Annotated in this window: 14 protein-coding genes; 6 read left to right on the plus strand and 8 right to left on the minus strand. The window is 34.7% G+C overall.

The genetic code is table 11. From position 1 onward, the window contains the following. Genes JJQ60_RS12965 through JJQ60_RS12990 form a run of 6 tightly spaced genes read right to left on the minus strand, consistent with a single transcriptional unit; the run spans window position 1 to window position 6,689 of the window. Window positions 1-807, minus strand: coding sequence for an arginase family protein (locus tag JJQ60_RS12965; protein ID WP_201920595.1), 807 nt, complete (start codon window positions 805-807; stop codon window positions 1-3). A 12-nt stretch (window positions 808-819) separates the two neighbouring features. Further along, window positions 820-1,326: a DUF2867 domain-containing protein gene (locus JJQ60_RS12970; RefSeq protein ID WP_201920597.1), complete on the minus strand. Its 507-nt coding sequence runs from the start codon at window positions 1,324-1,326 to the stop codon at window positions 820-822. Then, on the minus strand, window positions 1,323-2,948 hold the full coding sequence (locus JJQ60_RS12975) for a M1 family metallopeptidase (RefSeq protein WP_201920600.1): 1,626 nt from the start codon (window positions 2,946-2,948) through the stop codon (window positions 1,323-1,325). Before JJQ60_RS12975 ends, JJQ60_RS12970 begins: the two co-directional genes overlap by 4 nt. Window positions 2,949-2,964: 16 nt before the next feature. Continuing rightward, a complete protein-coding gene (locus tag JJQ60_RS22060; protein ID WP_236669112.1) occupies window positions 2,965-4,905 on the minus strand; it encodes a sodium:solute symporter family protein in 1,941 nt (646 codons plus the stop codon). Between the two features lie 12 nt (window positions 4,906-4,917). Further along, a complete protein-coding gene (locus tag JJQ60_RS12985) occupies window positions 4,918-5,643 on the minus strand; it encodes a LytR/AlgR family response regulator transcription factor (RefSeq protein WP_201920603.1) in 726 nt (241 codons plus the stop codon). Continuing rightward, window positions 5,640-6,689 (minus strand): sensor histidine kinase, encoded by a 1,050-nt coding sequence (locus JJQ60_RS12990; RefSeq protein WP_201920606.1) that lies wholly within the window; start codon window positions 6,687-6,689, stop codon window positions 5,640-5,642. The genes JJQ60_RS12985 and JJQ60_RS12990 overlap by 4 nt, the downstream gene beginning before the upstream one ends. Before the next feature lie 240 nt (window positions 6,690-6,929). On the opposite strand from JJQ60_RS12990, the gene JJQ60_RS12995 reads away from it, so the two are divergent. From JJQ60_RS12995 to JJQ60_RS13015, 5 genes are all read left to right on the plus strand, one after another. Next, window positions 6,930-9,920: a TonB-dependent receptor plug domain-containing protein gene (locus JJQ60_RS12995; RefSeq protein WP_201920608.1), complete on the plus strand. Its 2,991-nt coding sequence runs from the start codon at window positions 6,930-6,932 to the stop codon at window positions 9,918-9,920. 16 nt (window positions 9,921-9,936) lie between these two features. Then, window positions 9,937-11,553 carry a RagB/SusD family nutrient uptake outer membrane protein gene (locus JJQ60_RS13000; protein ID WP_201920611.1) on the plus strand — a complete coding sequence of 539 codons (1,617 nt, stop codon included), beginning with the start codon at window positions 9,937-9,939 and terminating at the stop codon, window positions 11,551-11,553. A gap of 169 nt (window positions 11,554-11,722) precedes the next feature. Beyond that, window positions 11,723-13,693, plus strand: a complete 1,971-nt coding sequence (nagB, locus tag JJQ60_RS13005; RefSeq protein ID WP_201920614.1) for a glucosamine-6-phosphate deaminase — start codon at window positions 11,723-11,725, stop codon at window positions 13,691-13,693. Window positions 13,694-13,702: 9 nt separating this feature from the next. Then, a complete protein-coding gene (locus JJQ60_RS13010) occupies window positions 13,703-15,751 on the plus strand; it encodes a beta-N-acetylhexosaminidase (protein WP_201920617.1) in 2,049 nt (682 codons plus the stop codon). A 138-nt stretch (window positions 15,752-15,889) separates the two neighbouring features. Beyond that, complete coding sequence (locus tag JJQ60_RS13015; protein WP_201920620.1) at window positions 15,890-21,442, plus strand: glycosyl hydrolase family 18 protein; 5,553 nt, start codon at window positions 15,890-15,892, stop codon at window positions 21,440-21,442. Between the two features lie 603 nt (window positions 21,443-22,045). Here the strand turns inward: JJQ60_RS13015 and JJQ60_RS13020 are convergent. After that, window positions 22,046-22,981, minus strand: coding sequence for an alpha/beta hydrolase (locus JJQ60_RS13020; RefSeq protein ID WP_201920623.1), 936 nt, complete (start codon window positions 22,979-22,981; stop codon window positions 22,046-22,048). Window positions 22,982-23,011: 30 nt separating this feature from the next. Beyond that, on the minus strand, window positions 23,012-24,352 hold the full coding sequence (locus tag JJQ60_RS13025) for a M28 family peptidase (protein ID WP_201920626.1): 1,341 nt from the start codon (window positions 24,350-24,352) through the stop codon (window positions 23,012-23,014). 464 nt (window positions 24,353-24,816) lie between these two features. Here JJQ60_RS13025 and JJQ60_RS13030 point away from each other — a divergent pair, with 464 nt between their 5' ends. Further along, the gene (locus JJQ60_RS13030; protein WP_201920629.1) at window positions 24,817-25,554 is read left to right on the plus strand and encodes a hypothetical protein; all 738 of its coding nucleotides are present in this window, start codon (window positions 24,817-24,819) and stop codon (window positions 25,552-25,554) included. The last annotated feature ends 1 nt before the right edge of the window (window position 25,555 follow it).

The raw sequence follows: 25,555 nt of genomic DNA on the forward strand, positions 1-25,555 counted from the left end.
CTACTTCATTAAGAGATTAATTATGTTTTCTATGGGTTTCAATTCTGAAGGAATTGTAGTTATCGATTCTAAAACGCTACTTCCGACTATAGTAAAGTTATTCTGCAACGCTATAATACAGGTTTCTGCATCCTTAATTTTTAAACCGTTCGGAACTTTGTAATAGGTTTGGTTGTACTCTTTAGGTTCCAGACAGTCAAAATCAAAGTGAAGATACAGGTGTGAAATATTTTTCGATTTTAAAAGGTGTATTAAATCGTCTATGTCGATTTGGGCAGGCGAATAGATATTGCCCGCATTGATTCTTTCTTGCTCTGCTGCATCGATATCTCGCAAACCTATATAATGAATTTGTGAAGCCTGAATAGTGGATGATAAAAGAGAATTCATGTTTTCTTCTCCTTCACCTAATAATGTTCTTAAAGGCATGCCATGAAAATTGCAGCTAGAAGAATCACAAGGGCGATTAATATCGGCATGTGCATCAAACCAGATAACACCAAGGTTGGGGTATTTTTGATTTAAATAAGAAACAGGAACAATTTCTAATCCACAATCGCCACCAATGGTTTGAATATGGGCAGGTTGAGTTGCTTCTATTTCATTTTTAAGACGAGTTAATTGTTCAACAATAGCATCGTAATTATTGATATGGTGTTTTTGTCCTCCATTTTCATCAGTAATACCATTAGAAAGAGGAATCTGCTTGTACTCTGAATCATCTAGGAAATCCAAAATTGCCTTGGCTCCAGGTTCAATACTTTGACCAGTGCCAGAGCCTTGCCATTGTGGAAAGTAAACTTTCATCGGTTATCTTATTTAATGCTTTAATTCTTTTAATGTTTGTTTGAGCATATTTCTTACAATCAATTTATGAAACTGTTTTACAGGTAAAAAATATAGTTTACCAAACCAATTATTGAATATCACAGTTGTTGAAATTATTAACCTTTTATGTTGTGATTGTGGTTCAAGTAAAAGTGATACTCTAAAATCAAGATGTTTATCATCTTCTCCAAGAAGGAGTTCATCTATATTTTTATCAAATACTTTAAATAATCCTATACGATCTCCTTTCTCAAAGCGATAATTATGAATTTTTTTAGAAGAATCACCCGTTTTGAGGCCAAAAATTGAAACTAGCTTATTTCTAAGCATTAGCAAAATTCCTATCCACTTAGGAGAAGAAGAAAAGAATGCTTTACCCACTTCATCAGAAGTAATTATGTGTCCCGCATTAAGATTTCCACAATAACTATCGGTATAATCATAGCTGGTCCCGATTAACAATGAATTTTGCGGAAAAGCTATTTTTTTGATTTTCATTGGAGTGACTTTACATTCACATAAAAATTAGGATCAATACTTAATTTATCTCCTGTGATTTCTACAGTTTGCCAAGTTGCATTAGGTTGAATCCATTGTGCTTTATCATCAATAAAAATGCGCACAGGCATGTCGAACTTTTCAATGATATTGGTGTATCTAAATTTCAATTTACCATTTTCTAAACGATATTCTAACGTAGGAATTTTAGTCGTACGAAGGTATTGTTCAAAAAACTCGGTGAGGTCAATTTTGGTTTCTTTACTGATATATTCTTCGATCTGTTTTGTTGTAACGGTCTGATGATAGAATTCAGAATTTAATCCTCTAAGAACAGATCGCCACTTTTCATCATCTTCAATAAGTTGGCGAAGGGTATGCAACATATTCGATCCTTTAAAATACATATCTGAAGAGCCTTCTTGGTTTACGTTATAAATTCCTATTATCGGGCTATCGTTTTGAATACTTTTTCTGGTGCCAATCACGTATTCTGAAGCTGCTTTTTTTCCGAAGTGATAATCTAAAAAGAGGCTTTCTGAGTAGGCCGTAAACCCTTCATGAATCCACATATCTGCAGCATCTTTATAAGTAATGTTATTTGCAAACCATTCATGGCCGGCTTCATGTATAATAATAAAATCAAATTTTAATCCCCATCCAGACCCCGAAAGATCAGTTCCTAGATATCCATTTGCATATTGATTGCCATAGGTTACAGAACTTTGATGTTCCATTCCTAAATAAGGTACTTCTACTAACTTAAAGCTGTCTTCATAAAAAGGGTAGGGGCCAAACCAATGTTCAAAAGCCTTCATCATCTTAGGAGCATCTTTAAATTGCTTTTTGGCTTTGTCTAGATTATCTCTTATAACATAATAATCCATGTCTAAGGTTCCTTTTTCACCCTCATATTGTTCTCCAAAGTGAACATAATCACCAATATTGATATTAACGCCATAGTTATTGATTGGATTACTAACAAACCAATGAAACGTCTTAGTGTTATCATCATGTTCTTCAACTTTGCGTAGTCGTCCATTAGAAACGTTCATCAAATCTTTTGGTACATTAACACTAATAAGTAGACTATCTACCTCGTCATACATATGATCTTTGTTAGGCCACCACACGCTAGCCCCAAGTCCTTGACAAGAGGATGCTATAAAGTGTTTTCCATTGTTGTCTTTTTTCCATGAAATACCACCATCCCATGGTGCACGAATAGCTTCTCGAGGTTCTCCGCTATAATAAACTTGGATAGTATTAATACTATTTTCTTTTTGAGGGTCTACAAGTGTTATGAAGTGAGCATTTCCTTCGGACTTAACCTTTAATTCTTGATTATTCTGAAGTACTTTCTCAATCTTTAAAGGAGGTTGTAGATCAACTTGTATTATATTGTGATTCTTTAAAACTTTATAATGAATGGTGTTTTTACCCTTAATGGATTTGTTATCAGGATCTACCTTGATATCAAGATGATAATACGTAAGATCCCACCACTCACGCTCTGGCGTAATCGAACCACGAAGTGTATCTTGCTTTGTAAACTGCGGTTGTTGCGCAAAAGCAAAAAAAGTGAATATTAATAAGATAAAAACTAAAGGTATTCTATTCATAATGGTATTTCAAAACTTATAAGATGGTCGATTTAATTTTCTTCCACAACTTACTTAAAATGTAGGTGGCAACAATGACAACTATTGTTAAAATAATTGCAAATGTATACCTTCCATAAATCCAGTATCCAGTGGCAAAAAGCACGCCATAAATTAGTACACATCCCACCAACATAGCCAAAATACCCGAAGGCACACTCCATTGACTAAAATCGGTTTTGATAGAGACTTGTTGTTTTTCTGCAGCTTCTAGTGTTGATTTCCAACCGGGGCCACCTGGTTGAATTTTTTTGTAAAAGTTGAATAAAACAGCATCATCTTCCGGTTTTGTTATAAAGGTAACCACTACCCAAATGATAGTTGTTATACCGACCACAAGAAGGTATTTTGACCATGCGGGTAGCATTCCTCCTTCAAATAGAGCTAGATTAACAGATTCTAAATTGAAAATTATAGATACAATTCCTGATGCAAACATTCCTGAGATCTCACTCCAAGCATTAATACGCCACCAAAACCATCTTAGAATAAAGATTAATCCTGTACCAGCACCAAACATAATAATATAATCAAAGATTTGTTTGGCATTGGTTAGCTTAAGCGCTAAAACGGTACTTATAATCATTAAAACAGCAGTAGAAATTCTACCTACTAATACCAATTCTTTTTCTGAAGCATTTTTATTGACTTGTTGGACATAAAAATCATTTACTATATACGAGGAACCCCAATTAAGATGCGTAGAAATTGTTGACATAAAAGCAGCAATTAATGACGCTAATACAAGTCCTAATAACCCTGAAGGCAATCGGGTAAGCATTGCCGAATATGCTAAATCATGTCCAATTTTATCCTTTTGTACTTTTTCTTCAGGGAAAGCTTGACGTATAGCGGTAAGCCCTTCGGACGCAAAATAGTAGGTGTCCATACGCTCTTTTTCTTTATCGGTAAGTGCTCTGGTTTCTTCTAATTTTTGCATCTCGATGTAATTGTACTTTGCCGCTTCCATAGTATTAGCATCATCTTTTGGGTAAAGAACCAATGAAGCTAAAGCCACTAAAATCCATGGCCACGGACGTATAGCATAATGCATAATATTGAAGAAAAAAGTAGCACCAATGGCATGATTTTCATCTTTTGCAGCAAGCATACGTTGTGCTATATAACCACCACCACCAGGTTCTCCACCGGGATACCAAGAGCTCCACCATTGCACCGCTAGTGGGATGATTAGTAGAGTAATTAACAACTCGGTATTATCAAAATCTGGTAAAAGAGAGATTTTATCTACTACCTGTGGGTGCGTAATCAAGTTTGTAACACCATTTACTTCTGGAAGATTAATACAATAATAGGCCGCGCCTATAGCTCCTACCATTGCAGTAAAAAATAATACAAAATCGGTATATACTACACCTCTAAAACCGCCGACCGCACTAAATACTACTGTAATTAAAGCGGCTATTCCAACAGTATAGAGGGGATCTAATCCGAGCATAACCTGACTGATTTTTATTGCGGCGAGAGTAACACCAGACATGGCAAGTACATTAAAGATTACACCTAGATATAAAGCTCTAAATCCTCTTAAAAAATGCGCAGGTTTTCCACCATAACGCAGGTCGTAGAACTCGATGTCGGTATTTACATTAGATTTCCGCCAAAGTTTGGCATATACAAATACGGTAAGTAAACCGGTGATTAGAAAAGCCCACCATGCCCAATTGCCAGAAACCCCTCCTTTTCGTACAATGTCTGTTACAAGGTTTGGTGTATCTGTAGAGAATGTAGTTGCAACCATGGATAACCCTAAAAGCCACCAAGGCATATTTCTTCCCGAAAGGAAAAATTCGCTTGTGTTTTTTCCGGATTTTTTAGAAACTACAATTCCTATAACCAGGGTTAGGGTAAAGAAAGAAAATATTAAAATAAGGTCTAGGGTAGATAATGTGATCATTAAGATGATTTTTTAAATGTGTAAATCTTTATTGTTGCTAAAAATAGTGTCTTTTACGTGTTTAACATAGTTACGTCCAATAGGAATTTTTTTGGAGTCGATCTCCACCAGATTTCCTTCTACTGATTTTATTTTATCTATGGCGATAGTGTAAGATCGATGTACACGTATAAAGTTAGAGTTAGGTAACTCTTCAGTAATACCCGTGAGAGATTTATGAACGAGATAATTACCATGTGTTGTAATTACTTTGATATAGTCTTTAAGGCTTTCGATGTATAAAATGTCTTTCAATAGAATTTTTACTAGCTTTTTGTCAACTTTCAAAAAGATAAAAGGTTCTTTACTTCCCGTGTATTCACCATTTTTTGATTGACTTTGATTAATAGCTTGACTTAATTTATTAACGGTCTTTAAAAACCTATTAAAAGGAATGGGTTTAACCAAATAATCCAATACATCTAATTCAAAACTTTCTACTGCATATTCTCTATACGCCGTAGTAATAATAATTTGATAATTGTGTTTGCTGTTTTTTATAAAATCTAAACCGCTCATTTCGGGCATGTTAATGTCTAAAAACATGGCGTCAACCTGTCCTTGTTCAATAGTTTCTAGTGCTTCTATAGGATTACTGAAAGAACCTAATAATTCTATATTTTTAAACGAAGCTAAATGTGACTCTATGATTTTTATGGCATAGGGTTCGTCATCGATAATTATGCATTTGATGATCATAATATGGGGATTTTCAGTAATACATTAAACGTATTATCTATGATTTTGGTTTCTAAAGAATATCTGTTTTCATATAACAATTCTAGGCGACGTCGTACATTTTCGATTCCAATACCATGTTTTTTTTCTTTAGAAGTGTTTACATTAAAATTATTCGTTGCAGAAAAAATGAGCTGCTCATCTTTCGCATTTTCAAATTGAATATCCAGAGATACGGCATCATTATTTTTACTCCCATGCTTAAAGCAATTTTCGATAAACGGAAGTAATAAAAGAGGAGGGATATCAATATCATCAATATTTCCTTTGATCTGTATTTCAGAAGTTATTTTATCTCCATGACGCAACCGCTCTAATTCTAAATAGCTTTGAATGTAATTAATTTCATTTAACAAGCCTATTTTAGGTTCTTTAACATCATAGAGTACATATTGCATGATCTCTGATAACTTTAAAACCACATCCGGAGCTTTTTCAGATTTTTCTATAGTTAGATAATAAAGGTTGTTTAATGTATTAAAAAAGAAATGTGGTTGTATCTGTGATTTGAGATATTTCAATTCGGTTTGTAGTTGAAGCTGTTTTAGAGATTCATTCTTTTTACGCTCATATATCCAATCACTGGTAAGTTTTATAGCGGTAACTAGGGCTACGACATAAATTTCTCCAATAGTTACTGCTACGATATGATTAAAACTATATGCTTTTTGAGCACCTATAGCCTCAGGCCAAATATTACTGGATACTAATAAAAGATTAAGTTCGGTTCTAGCAACATATACTACAGTAAGAGAAACAATTGCAGCAATAAAATAAAGTGTAAACTTTCTTTTTAATACGAACTTAGGGATCAGATAGTAGATATGAAAGTATGTAAGAAAGATATGTATTGTAAATTCAACAAGATTAGACTTTAACGAATACACATAGTCATCAAAATAACTTCCCCAGCGAACAAAATTGACAATGAAATATCCTATCCAGAAGAAGAAATGATACTTCACAGGAATCTGATACGAGTATGTTTTTTGTATCCAGTTTGACATTAAATTTTGTTAAGTTTTATGAAAAATTGTTAATAAACGTGAAAAAATTATGTGTTTTTTTGTTTAAAAACAAAATACTTCGATAAATATTTTAAAATGTGCATATTCCAAAAAACGTTGGTATACAGAAATATGTTGTTCATTGTTTTTTTAATGCTGTTCAGATATTTAATTTCTTTTTCATTTTAATTCATAAAACCTTTAAAACTTAATAAACAAAACAAATCAATCTTACATTACATGAGAAAAAGTATTTTAATTTTCTCTGCTTTTTTGTCCTTTTTGATTATCGAACAGGTAAAAGCACAGGAAAAAGTAATTTCGGGAACAGTAACTTCTAAAGGGGAAAATTCTATGCCTCTGCCAGGAGTTAATGTAGTTGTTAAAGGAACGTCAAAAGGGGTACAAACAGATTTTGATGGAAGGTACAGCATCGAAGCATCATCGGGGCAAATTTTAGAATTTAGTTATATAGGATTTACATCTATAACAGTACAAGTTGATGCAATTACTGTAATAGATGTCGCCATGGAAGAAAGCTTAGAACAACTCGATGATGTTGTAGTTACGGCCCTTGGGATTCAAAAGAGTCGAAAATCGTTAACCTATGCCGCGCAAGATATTAGTGCTGCAGAATTGACTAAAGTAAAAGATGTTAATCCGGTTAATAGCTTATCGGGTAAAATTGCTGGAGTTGTTGTAAATAGAAGTGCTTCAGGTGTTGGGGGATCTGTAAAGCTTACCTTGAGAGGAAATACGTCTACAAGAGATAATCAGCCCTTGTACGTAATAGACGGAATCCCATTACTCAATAATTCTGCAATACAACCTAATAATTCGTTTGGTGATATTGAAAATGCAGGAAATAGAGATGGAGGAGATGCGCTATCATTGTTAAATCCTGAAGATATTGAAAGTATTACTGTTTTGAAAGGAGCATCGGCTTCTGCTTTATACGGAAGTCAAGGTTCTAATGGTGTGGTTTTGATTACTACAAAGAAAGGAAAAGCAGGAAAATTTAAAACCAGTTTTTCTTCTAATGTTACAGTAGATCAAGCAGCATATTTGCTCGATTTTAATGATAGAGCACAGGATAATGTTGATGATTTTTTTGATGTAGGTACTACTACAATCAACGCAATGTCTATATCGGGTGGTACAGAAAATGCGCAAACCTATTTTTCATATACAAATACATTTGCTTCTGGTGTAATTCCAACACACAAAGTAAAAAAGCATACCTTGAATGTTAGAGAAACTGCACAGCTTTTAGATAACAAGATGAAAGTTGATGCAAGTATATTGCTTTCAACTCAAAGTATTCGTAATAAACCTATTTCTGGGTTTTACTATAATCCTTTGGTAGGAACATATGCGTTTAATTCTGAAACTGAGAACTTAAGTAATTACGAAACTTTTGAAGAGTTTAATTCAGAAAGAAACTTGCTAGCACAGCGTTGGTTTAGAGCAACATCAGATATAGAACAAAACCCATATTGGATTTTAAATAGAAATGCTAGTGATGATGAAAATCAAAAGCTACTTGCATCATTATCGTTACAATATAAATTTAATGATTGGCTAACAATTCAGACTAGAGGGAGTTATGATAAGAATTTTTACAAATTTGAAAGAAAAATTCATGCCACTACAGATGGTACATTATCGGCGCCAAATGGGCGATATTTATATAATGATGTAGAAGATACTCAACTCTATGGAGATATCATAGCAATATTGAATGCTGATATTTCGGAAAGCTTTAGTATTTCTGCAAATGTAGGAACCAGTATTCGAAAATCTGACCTTGGTAAATCCGTATTACTGGATTCTGGAGTTAGAGGCGATTTAAAAATACCGAACATTTTTACCTTGTCTAATTTTGTAGTAGGTACAACGGGTGTAAATCCTATATTAGAACAACGCATTGCAGAACAAAAAGAAGTACAATCTATATTTGCAAGTACTACATTAGGGTATAATGATCTATTATTTTTAGATCTTACAGCCCGTAATGATTGGTCTTCTACCGTATCAGACCCATTCTTTTATCCGTCTGTTGGGCTTACTGCAATGTTATCAGAGATTTTTGAATTACCAGAAAGCATTACCTATGCAAAAATTAGAGCTTCTTATGCCGAAGTAGGTAATGATATTCAAAGTTTTGTGAATAATCCAATTAATACTATTGGTACAGGTGCTGGAGGACTTACACCACCAACCATTTTACCTCTAACCGAATTGCAACCAGAAACACAAAGGTCTTTTGAAATTGGTACTGAATGGAAGTTTTTTAATAACCGTCTTGGTTTTGATCTTGGGTATTACAAAACTAATACCATTGATCAATTTATGCTTATAGATGGTGGGGTAGCAGCAGATTTCTTGGCCATTAATGCGGGTGATTTTGAAAATAAAGGAATAGAGGCTTCAATAACTTTGGTTCCTATTCAGAATGATAATGTTAGATGGGATGCTAATATTAATTTTGCACAAAACGATAATGAAATTAAAGAACTTGACCCTAGGTTAGGAAGAGACTTTTTAGAATTGACGCCAATTGATGTTAATTCATATGCATTATTGATACGAAAAGGTGGATCTTTTGGAGATATTTATGGTAGAAAACTTAGAAAAACTCCAGGAGGACTACCAATACGAAATGCAGATGGTAATTTTACACAAGCGGACCCTGATCAAAATACTCGAGGAGGTTTTGATTTATTAGGGAATGCAAATCCTGATTTTGCTTTAGGATGGAATAATAGTATTACATATAAGAATTTCACTTTAAATTTCTTAATAGACGCAAAATTTGGAGGAGAAGTTATGAGTCTTACCGAAGCTGCAGTAGATGGATTCGGAACTTTAAATAGAACAGGAGAGGTTCGCATTTTTGATGAAGCTACAAACGCCGAAACTACAATACCGGCAAGAGAATATTATCAAATGATTGGAGGAAGAAACGGATTAACAAGTGAATATATTTATGACGCTACTAATATTCGTTTAGCAGAATTATCTTTTGGATATAATTTTAAATTACAAGATAATAGCTTCTTTACCTCTATCACCGCTTCAATAATAGGAAGAAACTTATTTTTCTTTTATAAAGACGCTCCGTATGACCCTAATATTTCATTAAGTACAGCCAATGGTCTTCAAGGGATAGACATTTTTGGTTCCCCATCCACTCAAAGCATTGGATTAAATGTAGGACTATCATTTTAATTAAAAGAAAAATATCATGAAAAATATAAGTAAAACAATTCTAAAGACAGCATGGATTTTGTCGCTCTTGTTTTCTTCTTGTACCGATGATTTTGATTCATTAAATACAAATCCAAATGGATTAACAGATGAACAGAGCGAAGCAGATTTTATAAGTATAGGAGGGCCGTTTAATCCTATTTTCCTAAATATTTATAGATATGATCCCGCGTGGAACACTCAATTACAACATAATTTAAATGCCGATACCTTTAGCGGTTATATGGCACCACCAAGACCATTTGTTGGAGGGGTAAATACAACAAACTATGGATTTGTAGACTTTTGGGATCAATTTCCATGGGATATCCCATATTCTTCAACAGGAGTAATGCAAAATGCAAGATTAGTCAAAGAACGAGGAGAAGAAGATTTCCCGTTAATGTATGCCTTAGCTCAGATACTAAGAGTGGAAGCAATGCATCGAGTAACCGATGTGTATGGACCTATAGTATATTCGAAATACGGTCTGGATGCTACTTTTGCAGAATATGATTCACAACAAGAAGTTTATAATCAATTTTTTGAAGAACTGGATCAGGCTATAAATACACTATCAACCGACCCTACCAACGGCCAGTTTGCCAAATTTGACCTTGTGTATGATGGTGATTTAGCGCAATGGATAAAGTTTGCAAATACACTACGACTGCGATTAGCTATAAGAGTCTCAAAAGTTGATCCAGCCAAAGCTCAAATTGAAGGTGAGAAATCACTGTCTGATAGCGGCGGGCTTCTGGAAACCAATGCAGATAACTTTATTATAAAGGGTGGCGTAACACATCCACTTACTATATTTAATTCGAGCTGGAATGATGTACGCATGAATGCTTCTATGGAATCTATTTTAGTAGGATATAACGACCCTCGAATAGATGAAATGTTTGAAATATCTAATGTTTCTGCTGGAATGTATAAAGGAGTTAGAGGAGGAATGCCTTTACTTGATGGATATACAGATGAATTAGATCAAAAGGCGGATTATGAAATATTCTCCAGATTAGGAGATTCTTATATACTTGATAAAGCACCAACCACCAGTATTCAATTAATGACCGCAGCTGAAGCATATTTCTTAAAAGCAGAAGCTGCTCTAAGAGGCTGGAATGGTGCTGGAGATGCACAATCTAATTATGAAATGGGAATTTCTATTTCTTTTGCACAATATGGGTTGTCTGGAAATGCAGCCGTATATATTGCCGATAATACTAGTACACCGATTGATTATATTGATCCTGTTAATGCTTCTAACAATATAAGTGCACTTACAACAACCACAATTGCATGGAATAATGGTGATGATAATGAAACTAAATTAGAAAAAATCATTACGCAAAAATGGATAGCCATGTTTCCGGATGGACAAGAAGCCTGGAGCGAATTTAGGCGTACTGGATATCCTAAAATATTTCCGGTAGTGGCAAATAATAGTAATGGTACTATTGATACTAATATTCAAATACGAAGATTACCTTTTCCTGCTAGCGAGCGTAGTACAAATCCACAGGGAGTTGCAGGGGCCAGAGTTTTATTAAATGGTCCTGATACTGGTGGTACACGATTATGGTGGGATGTAAATTCTGGTAATTTTTAAGAATAAGAAGTATCTTTAATAAAGTGATAAAATTAAAAGTTTTTTATGTGCTTTTAAACGTAATTGATAATTCGTTTTATGTCATCTGTCGAAAAACTTTTTATTAAAATGATATAGGTGATAGCTTCATTGTACTATAAGCTACTAAACAATTAATTGAAGATAAATAATGAGTTCAGATACTACATATGGGGCTGCCTTAAATAAAAACAATGCAAAACCCTTTTATAAAGATATAAGCTATCGCGAAGCTGGCAAATTTGAAGAAACTCGATTTGAAAAAATTCATAACGTTATATTCAAAAGTTCTGATTATGCTTCTATAATTATAGCACAAGAAATTGCTAGCCTTATTAAAGAAAAACAGGCAAAACAAGAATATTGTGTATTAGGACTTGCTACTGGTTCTTCACCAATAAAAGTATATGAAGAATTGGTACGATTGCATAAGGAAGAAAACTTAAGTTTTTCTAATGTGATTACGTTCAATCTTGATGAGTATTATCCTATGAAAAAGAGTAATGTACAGAGCTATCATTACTTCATGCACGAGCATCTGTTCAATCATGTAGATATTTTGTCAGAAAATGTTCATATACCAGATGGAACAATTTCTCAGGAAAATCTACATCAGTATTGCATTGATTATGAGTTGAAAATAAATGCAGCAGGAGGGTTGGATTTTCAATTATTAGGGATAGGAAGAACCGGGCATATAGGTTTTAACGAACCAGGTTCTCATTATAATTCGGTAACACGAAGTATAACATTAGATCATCTAACCAGATCTGATGCTGCTCCGGCTTTTTTTGGTATCGAAAATGTGCCAAAAAAAGCAATTACCATGGGAATAGGTACAATTCAAAAGGCAAAAAGAATTGTAATCATGGCATGGGGACACAAAAAAGCTGATGTTGTAAAAGAAACAATAGAAGGCGGGGTAACCTCAGAGGTTCCCGCCTCGTATCTTCAGCACCATAATAATGTAACATTTGTATTAGATCAGGAGGCCGCTGAGCAATTGACTCGTATCAAAACCCCATGGCTAGTGGGGCCATGTAGATGGAGCGACAAAATAAAGAGTAAAGCTATTATATGGTTAAGCCAGAAAGTGCAAAAACCTATTTTAAAGCTTACCGATAAAGACTATAATGATCATGGTATGTCGGGCCTTTTAGCTGAAGAAGGATCATGTTATGAGCTTAATATAAAAATGTTTAATACGCTACAACATACAATTACCGGATGGCCTGGAGGTAAACCAAATGCAGATGACACCAATAGGCCTGAACGTAATACACCTCATAAAAAACGTATTTTGATTCTTAGTCCGCATCCTGATGATGATGTGATCTCAATGGGAGGCACGTTTTTGCGTTTGATTGAGCAGGAACATAAAGTACATGTTGCTTATCAAACATCAGGTAATATTGCCGTATCTGATGAAGAGGCAATCAAATATGCAGAAGTTATTAAAAATATACTTCCCGAAGATGAGAAGTATGATATTAATTCGATTATTACTGATCTCAAGAAAAAAAAGGAACATGCAATCGATTCTATTGAAATTAGAAATCTAAAAGGATTGATCCGAAGAGGCGAATCATTTGGAGCAACCAGGTTTTTGGGATTACCCGATGCCTATGTACATTTCTTAGATTTACCTTTTTATGAAACCGGTTCTGTAAAAAAGAACCCTTACGGAAAAGAAGATAGTGATGCCTTATCAAAACTTATCAAAACAATAAAACCTCATCAAATATACGCTGCCGGAGATTTAGCTGATCCTCATGGTACACATAAAGTTTGTTTGGATTTACTATTTAAGGTTTTAGAAGATCTTAAGGAAGAAGAATTTATTAAAGATTGTTGGGTTTGGTTATATCGTGGCGCATGGCAAGAATGGGATATTCATGATATTGAAATGGCTGTCCCGCTTAGTCCGGATGAGGTGTTAAAAAAGCGTAAAGCTATATTTTTTCATCAATCTCAAAAAGATGGGGTAATGTTTCAAGGTGATGACTCAAGAGAATTTTGGGTTAGGGCTGAAGAGCGCAACCAGCAAACCGCACAAAAATACCATCAATTGGGGCTTGCAGAGTATGAAGCAATAGAAGCGTTTAAGAGATATCATTTTTAAAAAATTTGAATGAGAAAACTTTTTATTAGTGCCCTTATCATTTTCTGGGCAGTACAGCTGAGTAATGCTCAGTTAATTGATGAGAAAAAATATAACCTGATGCCATGGCCAAACGAAATAACGCCAGGAGAAGGGAATTTTATAATTAAAAAAGATTTTACGGTTTCAATTCTGGAAAATGGAACTCAACGATTGTACCAGGCTACAACTCGTTTTATCAGAAGGCTTAGTGGAAGATCAGGCGTATTCTTTGAAGAAGGGTTTCCTAATAGAAAAAAAGATTCTTCTTCATTTAAAATAAGGATTAAAAGAGAAGGCAAATTAAAGTTGCTCGAAGATGAATCCTATGGCATTACTGTACATAAAAATGGAATAGTACTTGAAGCTGAAACAGATATAGGAGCAATTAGGGGGTTAGAAACTATTCTTCAATTGTTAGAGTCAAATGGGGATCATTTCTATATTCCATCAGTTACAATTGTGGATTCACCTAGATTTCCATGGAGGGGCCTAATGATTGATGTGGCAAGACATTATCAACCCGTAGAGGTTCTAAAACGAAACCTTGATGCAATGGCGGCTGTAAAGCTTAATGTTTTTCATTGGCATTTGACAGATGATCAAGGGTTTAGAGTCGAGTCTAAATCACATCCAAAACTACATGAATTGGGGTCTGATAATCAATATTACACACATAATCAAATAAGCGAAATAGTACAGTATGCTTCAGATAGAGGGATACGAGTAATACCAGAGTTTGATGTTCCTGGTCATGCTACTGCAATGCTTACTGCATATCCAGAATTAGGAAGTAAAGATACAATCTATCAAATAGAACGTTATGCAGGAGTTTTTGACCCTACATTGGATCCAACTAATGAGAAAACATATCAAGTACTGGAAGATCTGTTTTCAGAAATGGCTTTGCTATTTCCAGATAAGTATTTTCATATTGGAGGAGACGAAAATGAAGGTAAGCATTGGAATGAGAATACTAAGATTATAGAATTCAAAAAAAAACATGGCTATAAAACGAATCATGATTTACAGACCTATTTTAATTTAAGAATACAAAAAATACTACAAAAGCTAGGTAAAAAACTTGTAGGTTGGGAAGAGATTATGACACCCGAGATGCCTACCACGGCTGTTATACATTCCTGGAGAGGTGTTAACGAAGGATTGTCACCAGGAGCCTCGCTTATTCAAGCAGCAAAAAAAGGGCATCATAGCATATTATCGACGGGGTATTATATAGATCGCATGAATAATGTCAAAGACCACTATTTGGTGGATCCAATACCGGATCCTTCTAATGTAACACCTCAAGAACAGCAACTTATTTTGGGCGGCGAGGTTACCATGTGGGGAGAATTGGTGACTCCGTTAACTTTAGATTCTAGAATCTGGCCCAGAACAGCTGCAATTGCCGAACGGTTTTGGTCTCCGAGGTCAGTAACCGATATTGCATACATGAGAAAAAGGCTATCTGTGATTAGTTTTCGTTTAGAAGAATTAGGAATTACACACCTCAAAAACCGTGATGTAATTCTCAGAAATATAGCTAATGGGTTTGATATACAAGCACTTATTGAGCTTACAAAAGTTTGTCAACCTTTAAAAATGTATACCCGTAATAAAGGAGGTATAGAATATAAGTCATATTCTCCTTTTACATTATTTGCCGATGCCTGTACTACCGATGCTCCTGATGCCTATCGGTTTAAGAACTTAGTAAATGCCTACGTGCTTGATCCTAAAGAATCAAAAAGAACAGTTATAGCATTATTAAATTCCTGGGTTCAAAATCACGGCGATTTGCAATCAATCAAAAATAGAACTCCATTAACTAATGATATACTAAAACTTTCCTTTGCACTTAAAGAAATGTCTGTATTCTTTTTGAAAATGATTAAACAGGAAGGAGTCTCTAAACTGGATCATGCAACATTTATAAAACTTATAGAAGAGGCTAAACAACCCCATGCAGATGTCGAACTAGTACTTAATGAGTCGTTTGAAAAGTTATTTAAGCATTTGAAGAAAAACGAGTTATAGATCATAGTAAACACTTCCATTAATAATAAAAATGAAGTCGTTTAGCGGTATTTTAATGACATCCGTATAAAAAATTGCCGTTTAGTCATTGATGTTAATATTTTTAACAGACTTAATACAAACACAAATCTTATACTCATGAAACCAATCTTACTTAAGGTTTGGGAGAATAGTTTTTTCTCCAAAACCAATTCAATGATCTTTATGTGGCTTTTTATAGTGTCACTATTACTCGGAACAACTACTATAAATTCGCAAGTAAATACAGGAGGTAATGCAACCACTTCTAATCACAACAAGCAAGTCATTGGCTATATTACCAATTGGGATGCCTGGAAAGCGGCAAGCGCAGGAGTTCCTTCTGCAGGAGCATTAACTCAATTAAATATTGATTATTCAAAATATACAATTCTTAATTATTCCTTTTTTGGTGTAGCAGTAGATGGTTCATTGCATAGTGGTGACCTTCGTAATAAGCAAATTTATCAACAAGGAACCGTACAAGAACCAGCCGATCTGTTATATGGAGATGTATATAGCAGTTGGGATTTTCATATTCTTTTTGGTGAAATCGAACCTATACAATGGATTAATGAAGCGGTAAAACAAAGAGCCGAAGCATTAGGTTTTCAGGTTACTGTAGGAGGAAATACCTGGACACATCCAGAATGGGGACTTAGTGGGGTATTACCATTACCACTTCCAAAAGAGAATAGCGAAGCTAAAGGATTACTTGAATTAGCTCATCAAAATGGAGTAAAGGTAATGGCTTCTATTGGTGGTTGGAGCATGTGTAAGCATTTTCCAGAAATGGCAGCAGATCCTATAAAAAGAGCTCGTTTTATTGAAGATTGTAAGAAACTCATTAATATGGGGTTTGATGGTATAGACCTGGATTGGGAGTACCCAGGGCCATTCCCCGGAATGAATTTCACAGGAACCAATGCTGATTATGCTAATTTCGAAAACTTGGTTCAGGAAATTAGAAATGCTATTGGACCAGATAAGCTAATTACTGCAGCAATGGCAGCAGATTATAAAAAAATAGAAGGCTTTAATTGGTCCAAGCTTTCCAATACGATGGACTATTTTAATATGATGACTTATGATTTTAATGGCGGTTGGTCTAATATCGCAGGACACAATGCTCCGGTATATCCTTATGATGGAGCAGAAGCACCAGACTTTAACTGGCAAACTTTATTAGAAAAAATGAAGGCAATGGGAGTCCCTTCAAATAAAATAAATTTTGGAGCTCCGTTTTATGGTAGAGGTGTAGTTACTGATGGGGCCGCTGATATAAATGCACCTACCGTCAAAAGAAATGTAACAATACAACCTGATGGACCAATAAGCACAGCTGCAGATTATACGAATTGGCCTTTAGAAGTTTATGATGGTACTCCAAATCACTTCTTTATTAAACAAAAAACAGGACCAGGTAGTGGGTGGACTAGAAAATGGGACAATCAAGCCAAAGTGCCTTATATGGTCAAAGACAATTTCTTTTTAAGTTATGATGATGAAGAATCTATAGCGATTAAAGCTCAATTTATTAATGACAATAACCTGGCAGGTACTATTGTATGGACTGTCTTTGGAGATCTGGAATTTAGTGGTTCTGCACAATCCTTTGGTACAAAACTAAAGAGATGGTCTAGTGTAAAATCACCATTAATTAATAAAATGAATGAAGTCTTTGCTACAGGAGGTACAGGAAACCCTGCTCCAACAGTTTCAATTACGTCACCATCTCAAGGAGCAATATTTAATGTAGGAGATACCATCAATATTACGGCAAATGCTAGTGACAGTAACGGAAACATAACTCGTGTTGAATTTTATAATGGGTCTGCTTTATTAGGGGAAGATACAACTGTGCCTTATGCCTATACTTGGAATAATGCATCGGCCGGAAGTTATTCAATCATAGCAAAAGCATATGATAATGAAGGAGCAAGTTCTACTTCATCGATTTCAATAACAGTTAATGGTATCGGAAATAATAAGTTGCCTACAGTGTCTATAACCTCGCCAGAAGACGGAGCTACTTTTACAGCAGGAACTGTAATCAATATTTCTGCAACCGCTTCAGATGCCGATGGAACTATTAGTAAAGTAGAATTCTTTGATGGGGATACTCTTTTAGGAGAAGATACAAGTGCACCATATCGTTATGATTGGAGTACTGCTTCCGAAGGAAATCATTTGATAGAGGTGAAAGCAACCGATAATGATAATGGGGTGAATTCTGCATCAGTTTCTATTACTGTAAATGGTAGTGGTAGTTCTTGTAATGCGCCAGCATATGTGCATGGAACTATATATACCAGAGGAGATAGAGTTTCGTATCAGGAGAATGAATATGAAGCTAAATGGTGGACACAAAATAATGACCCTGTAACGAATAGAGAAAATGTTTGGACATTGATTGGTCCTTGTTCAGGTGGAGGAACAGCTCCTCAGGTTTCGATTACATCTCCAACAAATGGTCAATCATTTGTACAAGGAAATAGTGTAACAATAAGCGCAAATGCATCAGACAGTGATGGTACAGTTTCTAAAGTAGAATTTTATGTAGATGGAAACATAATTGCAGAAGATACAACTGCGCCATATGCAACGAACTGGACAGCAACTTTAGGAAATCATAATCTAACAGCTAAAGCAATAGATAATGATAACCAAACAACAACTTCAACTACTATAAGTATAAGTGTTACTTCTGATGGAGGTGGATGTGAAAATAATAATTTTAAAGTTGTAGGATACATGCCAAGCTGGCAAGGCGATGCAAATGCAATACAATATGATAAATTAACACATATTAATTACTCATTTTTATTACCAAATAGTGATGGTAGTTTACGACCTCTTGAAAATGCTGCCAAAATGCAACAACTCGTTTCTCTTGGTCATGCGCAGGGAGTAAAAGTATTAATTGCCGTTGGTGGATGGATGGATGGTAATGACTCGCCGTTTACAACATTAGCTGCAAACCCTTCAACAAGAACGACGTTTGTAAATAACTTGGTCAACTTTGTTAATCAATACAATCTAGATGGTGTAGATATGGATTGGGAATATCCTCGAGAAGGTAATGAGCCTCAGAATTTTGAATTGCTAATGCAAGAGTTAGGACAAGCGATGCATAGTAGAGGTAAATTGCTCACAGCAGCAGTCGTAGTTTCTGGCTGGAATGCAGATGGTATTCTTAATGGGGTTTTTGATGACGTAGATTTCTTAAATATTATGGCATATGACGGTCCAGATCATTCTACTATGGCACAAGCCGAAGGAGGATTAAATTATTGGCTAGGTAGAGGACTACCTAAATCAAAAGCGGTACTTGGAGTGCCTTTTTATAGTCGCCCGCAAGCACAAAGCTATGCTTCGTTATTGGCACAGGGAGCCAGCCCAAATAGTGATTCTTTTCAAGGAAATAATTATAATGGAATTCCAACGATAAAAGCCAAAACAGAAATGGCTTTACAAAGAGCAGGAGGTATAATGATGTGGGAATTGTCTCATGATACAACAGATCAACTTACATCTCTTCTTACAGCGATACACCAAGTAGCTGGTGATCCTTGTGGTAATCCTCCTGGAGATAATCAACCTCCAACGGTAGAGTTAAGTAATCCTTCAAATAATACGAGGTATACAGTAGGGCAAAGTGTAACTATTTCTGCAAACGCCAATGATTCTGATGGTAGTATTAGTAAAGTAACATTTTATGTAGATGGAAATATGATTAGCGAAGATACTTCGTTACCCTACGCTACAGATTGGATTGCAACAGCGGGAAATCATGATATAACAGCTGTGGCAACCGATAACGAATTGGCAACAACAACTTCATCAATAATAAATATTATAGTAGAATCTGATACCGGAGGAAGTTGTGATGAGCCACAGTATGTAGAAAATGGAGGCTATGCCGCTGGAAGTCAAGTACAAAATGAGGGTAATGTATATCAATGTAGAGATTTTCCAAATAGTGGGTGGTGTAATGGTTCTGCGTGGGCCTATGCTCCAGGCACCGGAACATATTGGGAAGATGCATGGATTCTGGTAGGTGAATGTGGAGGTGGTAACCCTCCTGGGGGGAATCAACCTCCATCGGTGGCTATTACACAACCAACCAATGGACAAACTTTTGTTGCGGGTAGTACTATTACTATAAATGCCAATGCTTCAGATACTGATGGAAATGTATTAAAAGTAGAATTCTTTAGTAATGGTATAAAATTAGGTGAAGATACCACAAGCCCTTACCGTTATGAGTGGAGTAATGTTTCTACTGGAAATTATATGTTAACTGCAAAAGCTGTTGATGATGATAATGCAACAGGAGATGCTACTACGGTAAATATATCGGTCGGAGATGTAAACCCTCCAAATCCCGGGGGTGATCTTCCGAAGAGATTATTAGTAGGATACTGGCATAATTTTAATAATCAATCATCGATACCAAAATTGAGAGATGTATCTGATAAATGGGATGTGATTAATGTATCCTTTGCTATTCCTACAGTTCCTAATGGTGCAACGATGACATTTACTCCTGATCCTGGTATTTATTCTAGTATACAAGAGTTTAAAAGCGACGTTGCTTTACTACAAAGTAGAGGAAAAAAAGTCCTAATTTCAATGGGCGGAGCCACTGGTGCTGTAGATGTTGATAGCCCCTCTGATGCTCAGGCGTTCAGTAATTCAATGATAAACATTATTAATGAATATGGTTTTAATGGAATGGATATCGATTTTGAAGGAAGTTCAGTTTCATTGGTAGCAGGGGATACAGATTTTAGAAATCCTACCTCTCCTAAAGTGGTACATTTAATCAACGCATTTAGAACAATTCTAAGTCAATACAGCTCAGATTTCATATTATCCATGGCACCAGAAACATTGTTTGTACAAGGAGGGTTTAGTTCTTATGGAGGCCCTGCAGGAGCTTATTTGCCTCTGATTTATGCATTGCGTAATGATATGGATTATATTCATGTACAGCATTATAATACCGGATGTATGCTTGGATTAGATGGATTGTGTTATGGGTCAGGGAATGCAGATTTTCATGTTGCCATGGCAGATATGTTATTACAAGGATTTCCAGTAGCTGGCGGAATTCAATTTCCAGCATTACGACAAGATCAGGTGGCTATAGGATTGCCTGCTAGTCCATCTGCAGCAGGAAGTGGATATACAACACCAAGTGAAGTTCATAAAGCCCTGGATTATATTATCAAAGGTCAATCTTTTGAAGGGCGATATACATTACGTAACCCATCAGGTTATACTAATTTTAGAGGATTAATGACATGGTCGATAAATTGGGATATTGCAGCTAACTTTGGGTTCTCTAATCCGCATAGAGCATATTTGGATGGTTTAGATAATAGAACTACTCTTATTCAAGACAATACGAGTGCTATCAAACTTTCACCTAACCCGGTCCATGGAGATGTTGTAAATATTAATGTAGATAGTAATATCAACAATGCTTCATACGATCTAAGAATATATAATTCAAGTGGTATTATGGTTTTGGATTTTAGAAACATTAAAACCGAAAAAGGAGACAATCTAAATACTTTTGATGTTAGTAAATTAGAAGAAGGACTTTACTTCTATACCATTACAAGACCTCAGGGCAAAACTACAGGAAAACTTATTAAACGCTAGTCCTAAGTGTTTAAAAACCCTTTGATGATATCCCCAAAAATTTATATTGTCAGAGGGTTTTATAAACATATATACTAGCTAAACCTGATATCACATTAATTAAACTTTGTTTTTGAATTGTTGAAAATCTCGAACGATTAATTTAGTTCGGGGTTTTTTTGTTTTCATGTATGATTTACTATTCCTGTTCCTAGCATAATAAGTTATAATCCTCGCAGGATGAGCTGATCTCCCCGCATATAAAAATGATTCCCTCGCAGTCAAACAGTGTTTCCCAACTGCGGGGAAGCATAAAACTTATGCGAGGGAATCATTTTTATATGCGGGGAAGAAGTGAAGTATTGCGGGGGAGACTAAAATACCTACGGGGATCAGGTAATGTACCGAGGGGAAGGTTAAAATACTTGCGGGGACCAGTGATGATAGGAGTTTGGTGTTTTTTTTATATATGTTGCCCTAAATTGTATTTACATTTAGGTAACTTTAATCTTGAATACCAAAAAAAATGATAATATTGACATACATTATCATTTAGGTCAAATTGTTTTAATCAAAAAACACCTTTTAAAAGCGCATTAGTTTTAAAACTTAAAGAATAACATTTTAAAATTTCAACAAAAACTCTAGTGGAGTATGAATTCGTGCTTTCCAACTTTTCTCATTATGCTCAGCTCCTTCAAATTTTTTTGTAATCCAGTTTTCACCTTCAGTATATCCTTTTTCTTTCATAATCTGGTCTACTTGTTTTTGATAAGGTTCGTATTGTGCATCTAGCGTCTCGGTCCCATAATCAAAGTAGATTTTATGTGTTGCAGGATCGGGTAAAGAAGCAGGTAGAGTTTTGATATATAACTCACCTAGTATAGGTACAGGCCAATGCGTAGAAATACATCCAGCTGCCCCAAAAACTTTTGGATATTTACAAATTGCATATAGTGAAATGAGGCCTCCCATAGATGATCCCATAATTGATGTATCTTCACGTTTTGTTGATACGTTATAGGTATTTTCAATGAAGGGCTTCAACTCTTCTACTAAAAATTTAAGATATTCATCGGAATATAGTTGCTCAACACCTGCATATTCTTTAAGGCCTTTTTTTGCTTCTATTGTTTCTGAAGCTTCAGAAGGTGACTTGGGCATATATTCTGGAAAACGTTTTGATCCATTGTTCCATGCGGCTACTACTATAGTTTTTTCAATATTATCAAGTCGAATTAGACTATCAACAGCTTCATCAACACCCCAGTCGATTCCTGTATATGATGTTTCAGGATTAAAAACATTTTGCCCATCGTGCATGTATAATACGTTGTATTCCTGAGAAGCATTCTTATCATATCCAGTAGGTAAAAAAACTTCTACATTACGGGCATCAACATATTTTGATTTGAAATTTTTATGTAGAATTACTTTGCTTTCATTGAAAACTTCTTTTTCGGTAGTTGCAATAGTCGATGCTTGATCTTCTTTAGATTGTTGTTTGCAAGAGGTGGAGGCTAAAAGTAGTATTAAGATTGTAGATTTTAGTAGTTTCATATATAGTTTTTAGTTGGTTTGTGGTTATTATTATTCTCTAAAAATTTTTGATGGAAAAACAACTGGGCTTTCATACCCATTTTTTCCAACTGTTGAGATTCCGAAAAGGAAATTATCAATTACAATTCCTTCAAGAATAAAATTGTCGATATTTCCAACAAAACGGCTGTGATCCCATGTTGGAGATGTTGTATCTCGCCAGTATATTTTATATCCTTCAATATTTGGGTCATTTATTTTTTTCCATCTAAACTTTACAGATGGCTCTACAATACCACCTATTTCTAACTCGGTAACGGTTGGTGGTGCAGAGGCGATACTAGCTAGGTTGATTGCATTAACAGCAGTCAATTTTGCTGCATAATCAAAATTTACATGTGCTACAACATCACCATATTTTATTCCATTTTCTTCTCTAATATCTTGATGTTGCTGGGTATAGTTTTCATGAGCTTCCATAATACGTACTCCTGCAAAACCAACATCATTAAATGGTCTATGGTGTCCTCCACGCCCAAAACGATCAAGTCTATACACTAACATAGGATTCATCTCTGGCATATAGGTGTTTACAGTTTTGTGTATATATCGAGCTAATTGTCGGGATATCCCGTCTACTTCGCCACCATAAAAACGTCTGGATTTTCTTTGTTTTTCAGTTTCAGTAGGAGGTGTTGGTTCAGAGAATATCCTAAACGTCCTATTGTCTATTACTCCATCTACACCTTTTATATTACCAATCATATCATTATTCATAACTCCGATAATATCCCAGTTTTTTTCTAAAGCATAGGCTGCTAATTCTTTTCCTCCAAAGAGTCCTTGTTCTTCGCCAGATAAACCTACATATATAATACTATTTTCGAATGTATATTTTGATAGTACTCTTGAGGCTTCTATGGCACCAGCCATACCACTGGCATTATCATTCGCTCCAGGAGAATCATGAGTATAATCTGTAGGGTCTGAGATACGAGAATCTATATCACCGCTCATTATGATAAAGCGATTAGGATATTTTGTGCCTCGTTGAATAGCCACAACATTAACAACCCAAACATCTTTTGTAATTCTTTTGTTGGTTCCTTTTTTGACTAAATCTTTTTGATAAAATACGTCAAGGCATCCATTACAATCTTTAGAAATTTTATCAAATTCTGATTTGATCCATCGTCTGGCGGCACCAATACCTCTAGTTTGAGAAACTGTATCACTTAAAGTGTGACGAGTACCAAAATTTGCTAATGTTTTGATATCCTTTTCAATTCTACTAGCCGAAACAGTATTAATAATATTATATATTTTTTGATCAGTTTGGGCAATTATAAAAGTGGTTATTAAAAGTAAAGTTGAGGTAAGAATTGTCTTCATTATGATGATTTTAGTGGACTAATTTAAATAAAAGGGGCAAAGAACTCTGAAGGATTAACAAATTTATAAGAACGTAAAGGATAATGTTGTTTTTATAACCTGCTCTATGGGTGGTAGTTATGTTTTTATTTTTGAGATTGAAAACAAGATTTATATTAGTTATAAATAATATTCCTTTTGACAGTGTTGCTATTGGTTCAATTCACGAATTAATAATATCTTAGACACAAAGTTTTTTAAGACTAATTAAGGGAAGAAAACTTTTATAGGGAAATTATTTTAAAGGGGCTACAACTAGTGTTTTTATATACTATTAAATCATTAGTTTATTTTGAAAAACTGTTTTTTTCTTTTTGTTATAATCTTTAACAATTGGATTGAAAGATAATGTGTTTGTCTCTTCTGTTGCATTAATATTTCCACACGTATTTGATCTAATTTTTTAAAGTTTGTTAAATAATCATATGCATAGAATAATTAAAGTAAAAAAAAGTCTTATCCTTTTGATATTGCCTTTTGTCTTTTTTGGTCAGGATAATGATAAACAGAATTCTTATTACGATTGGTTTGACAAAGTATTAGGGAAAGAACATACTGGTTTGTATAATGGCAAACAATATGTTGACCTTGATGTAAATAGGATATATGAAAATAAGAATGCATTTTTTCTATCTGATAAGGTAATGCTAGGGTCTGTTACATATGATGGGCAAACATATTACAATATAGGGATGAAGTATAACCTGGAAAAGGATATGCTTTTGGTTGCTTTAAAATCAGCTACTACCGCATCTACCATTCAACTGATTAGTGATAAAATAGAGGAGTTTGTAATTGAGGATTTCAGATTTAAAAGGGTTGTGGGTTCTTTTGAAGAAGGTGATCTCATTAATGGGTTTTATCAGGTTTTAGTAGAAAATTCTTCTTACTCATTATTAAAGAAGCACAAAAAAAATAGAAGAAAAATTATTCAAGCTGGTAAGTTAGTGTCTTATAAGTTTGTAAGTGATAATAGTTATATCTTATTTGTAAATCAAGGTTTTAAAAAGATAACCACTAAAGCTGATATAATAAACATCTATCCAATACATAAAAAAGAGATTAAAGAGTTTTATGAAGCGTATAAAAGATTAAGAAAATCTGATCCTGATCAATTCATGCAAAGATTATTTAGAAGAGTTATTAATTCATCATCCTTATAAC

This window comes from Aquimarina mytili, from assembly GCF_016735115.1.
Taxonomy (GTDB): domain Bacteria; phylum Bacteroidota; class Bacteroidia; order Flavobacteriales; family Flavobacteriaceae; genus Aquimarina; species Aquimarina mytili.

Bases quoted from the DNA above. Each gene is read 5' to 3' on its own strand.
- JJQ60_RS22060 (WP_236669112.1), bottom strand. From the start codon at position 4,905: ATGATCACATTATCTACCCTAGACCTTATTTTAATATTTTCTTTCTTT.
- JJQ60_RS13030 (WP_201920629.1), top strand. From the start codon at position 24,817: ATGCATAGAATAATTAAAGTAAAAAAAAGTCTTATCCTTTTGATATTG.
- JJQ60_RS12990 (WP_201920606.1), bottom strand. From the start codon at position 6,689: ATGTCAAACTGGATACAAAAAACATACTCGTATCAGATTCCTGTGAAG.
- nagB (WP_201920614.1), top strand. From the start codon at position 11,723: ATGAGTTCAGATACTACATATGGGGCTGCCTTAAATAAAAACAATGCA.
- JJQ60_RS13020 (WP_201920623.1), bottom strand. From the start codon at position 22,981: ATGAAACTACTAAAATCTACAATCTTAATACTACTTTTAGCCTCCACC.
- JJQ60_RS13025 (WP_201920626.1), bottom strand. From the start codon at position 24,352: ATGAAGACAATTCTTACCTCAACTTTACTTTTAATAACCACTTTTATA.
- JJQ60_RS12970 (WP_201920597.1), bottom strand. From the start codon at position 1,326: ATGAAAATCAAAAAAATAGCTTTTCCGCAAAATTCATTGTTAATCGGG.
- JJQ60_RS12975 (WP_201920600.1), bottom strand. From the start codon at position 2,948: ATGAATAGAATACCTTTAGTTTTTATCTTATTAATATTCACTTTTTTT.
- JJQ60_RS12985 (WP_201920603.1), bottom strand. From the start codon at position 5,643: ATGATCATCAAATGCATAATTATCGATGACGAACCCTATGCCATAAAA.
- JJQ60_RS13015 (WP_201920620.1), top strand. From the start codon at position 15,890: ATGAAACCAATCTTACTTAAGGTTTGGGAGAATAGTTTTTTCTCCAAA.
- JJQ60_RS13000 (WP_201920611.1), top strand. From the start codon at position 9,937: ATGAAAAATATAAGTAAAACAATTCTAAAGACAGCATGGATTTTGTCG.
- JJQ60_RS12965 (WP_201920595.1), bottom strand. From the start codon at position 807: ATGAAAGTTTACTTTCCACAATGGCAAGGCTCTGGCACTGGTCAAAGT.
- JJQ60_RS12995 (WP_201920608.1), top strand. From the start codon at position 6,930: ATGAGAAAAAGTATTTTAATTTTCTCTGCTTTTTTGTCCTTTTTGATT.
- JJQ60_RS13010 (WP_201920617.1), top strand. From the start codon at position 13,703: ATGAGAAAACTTTTTATTAGTGCCCTTATCATTTTCTGGGCAGTACAG.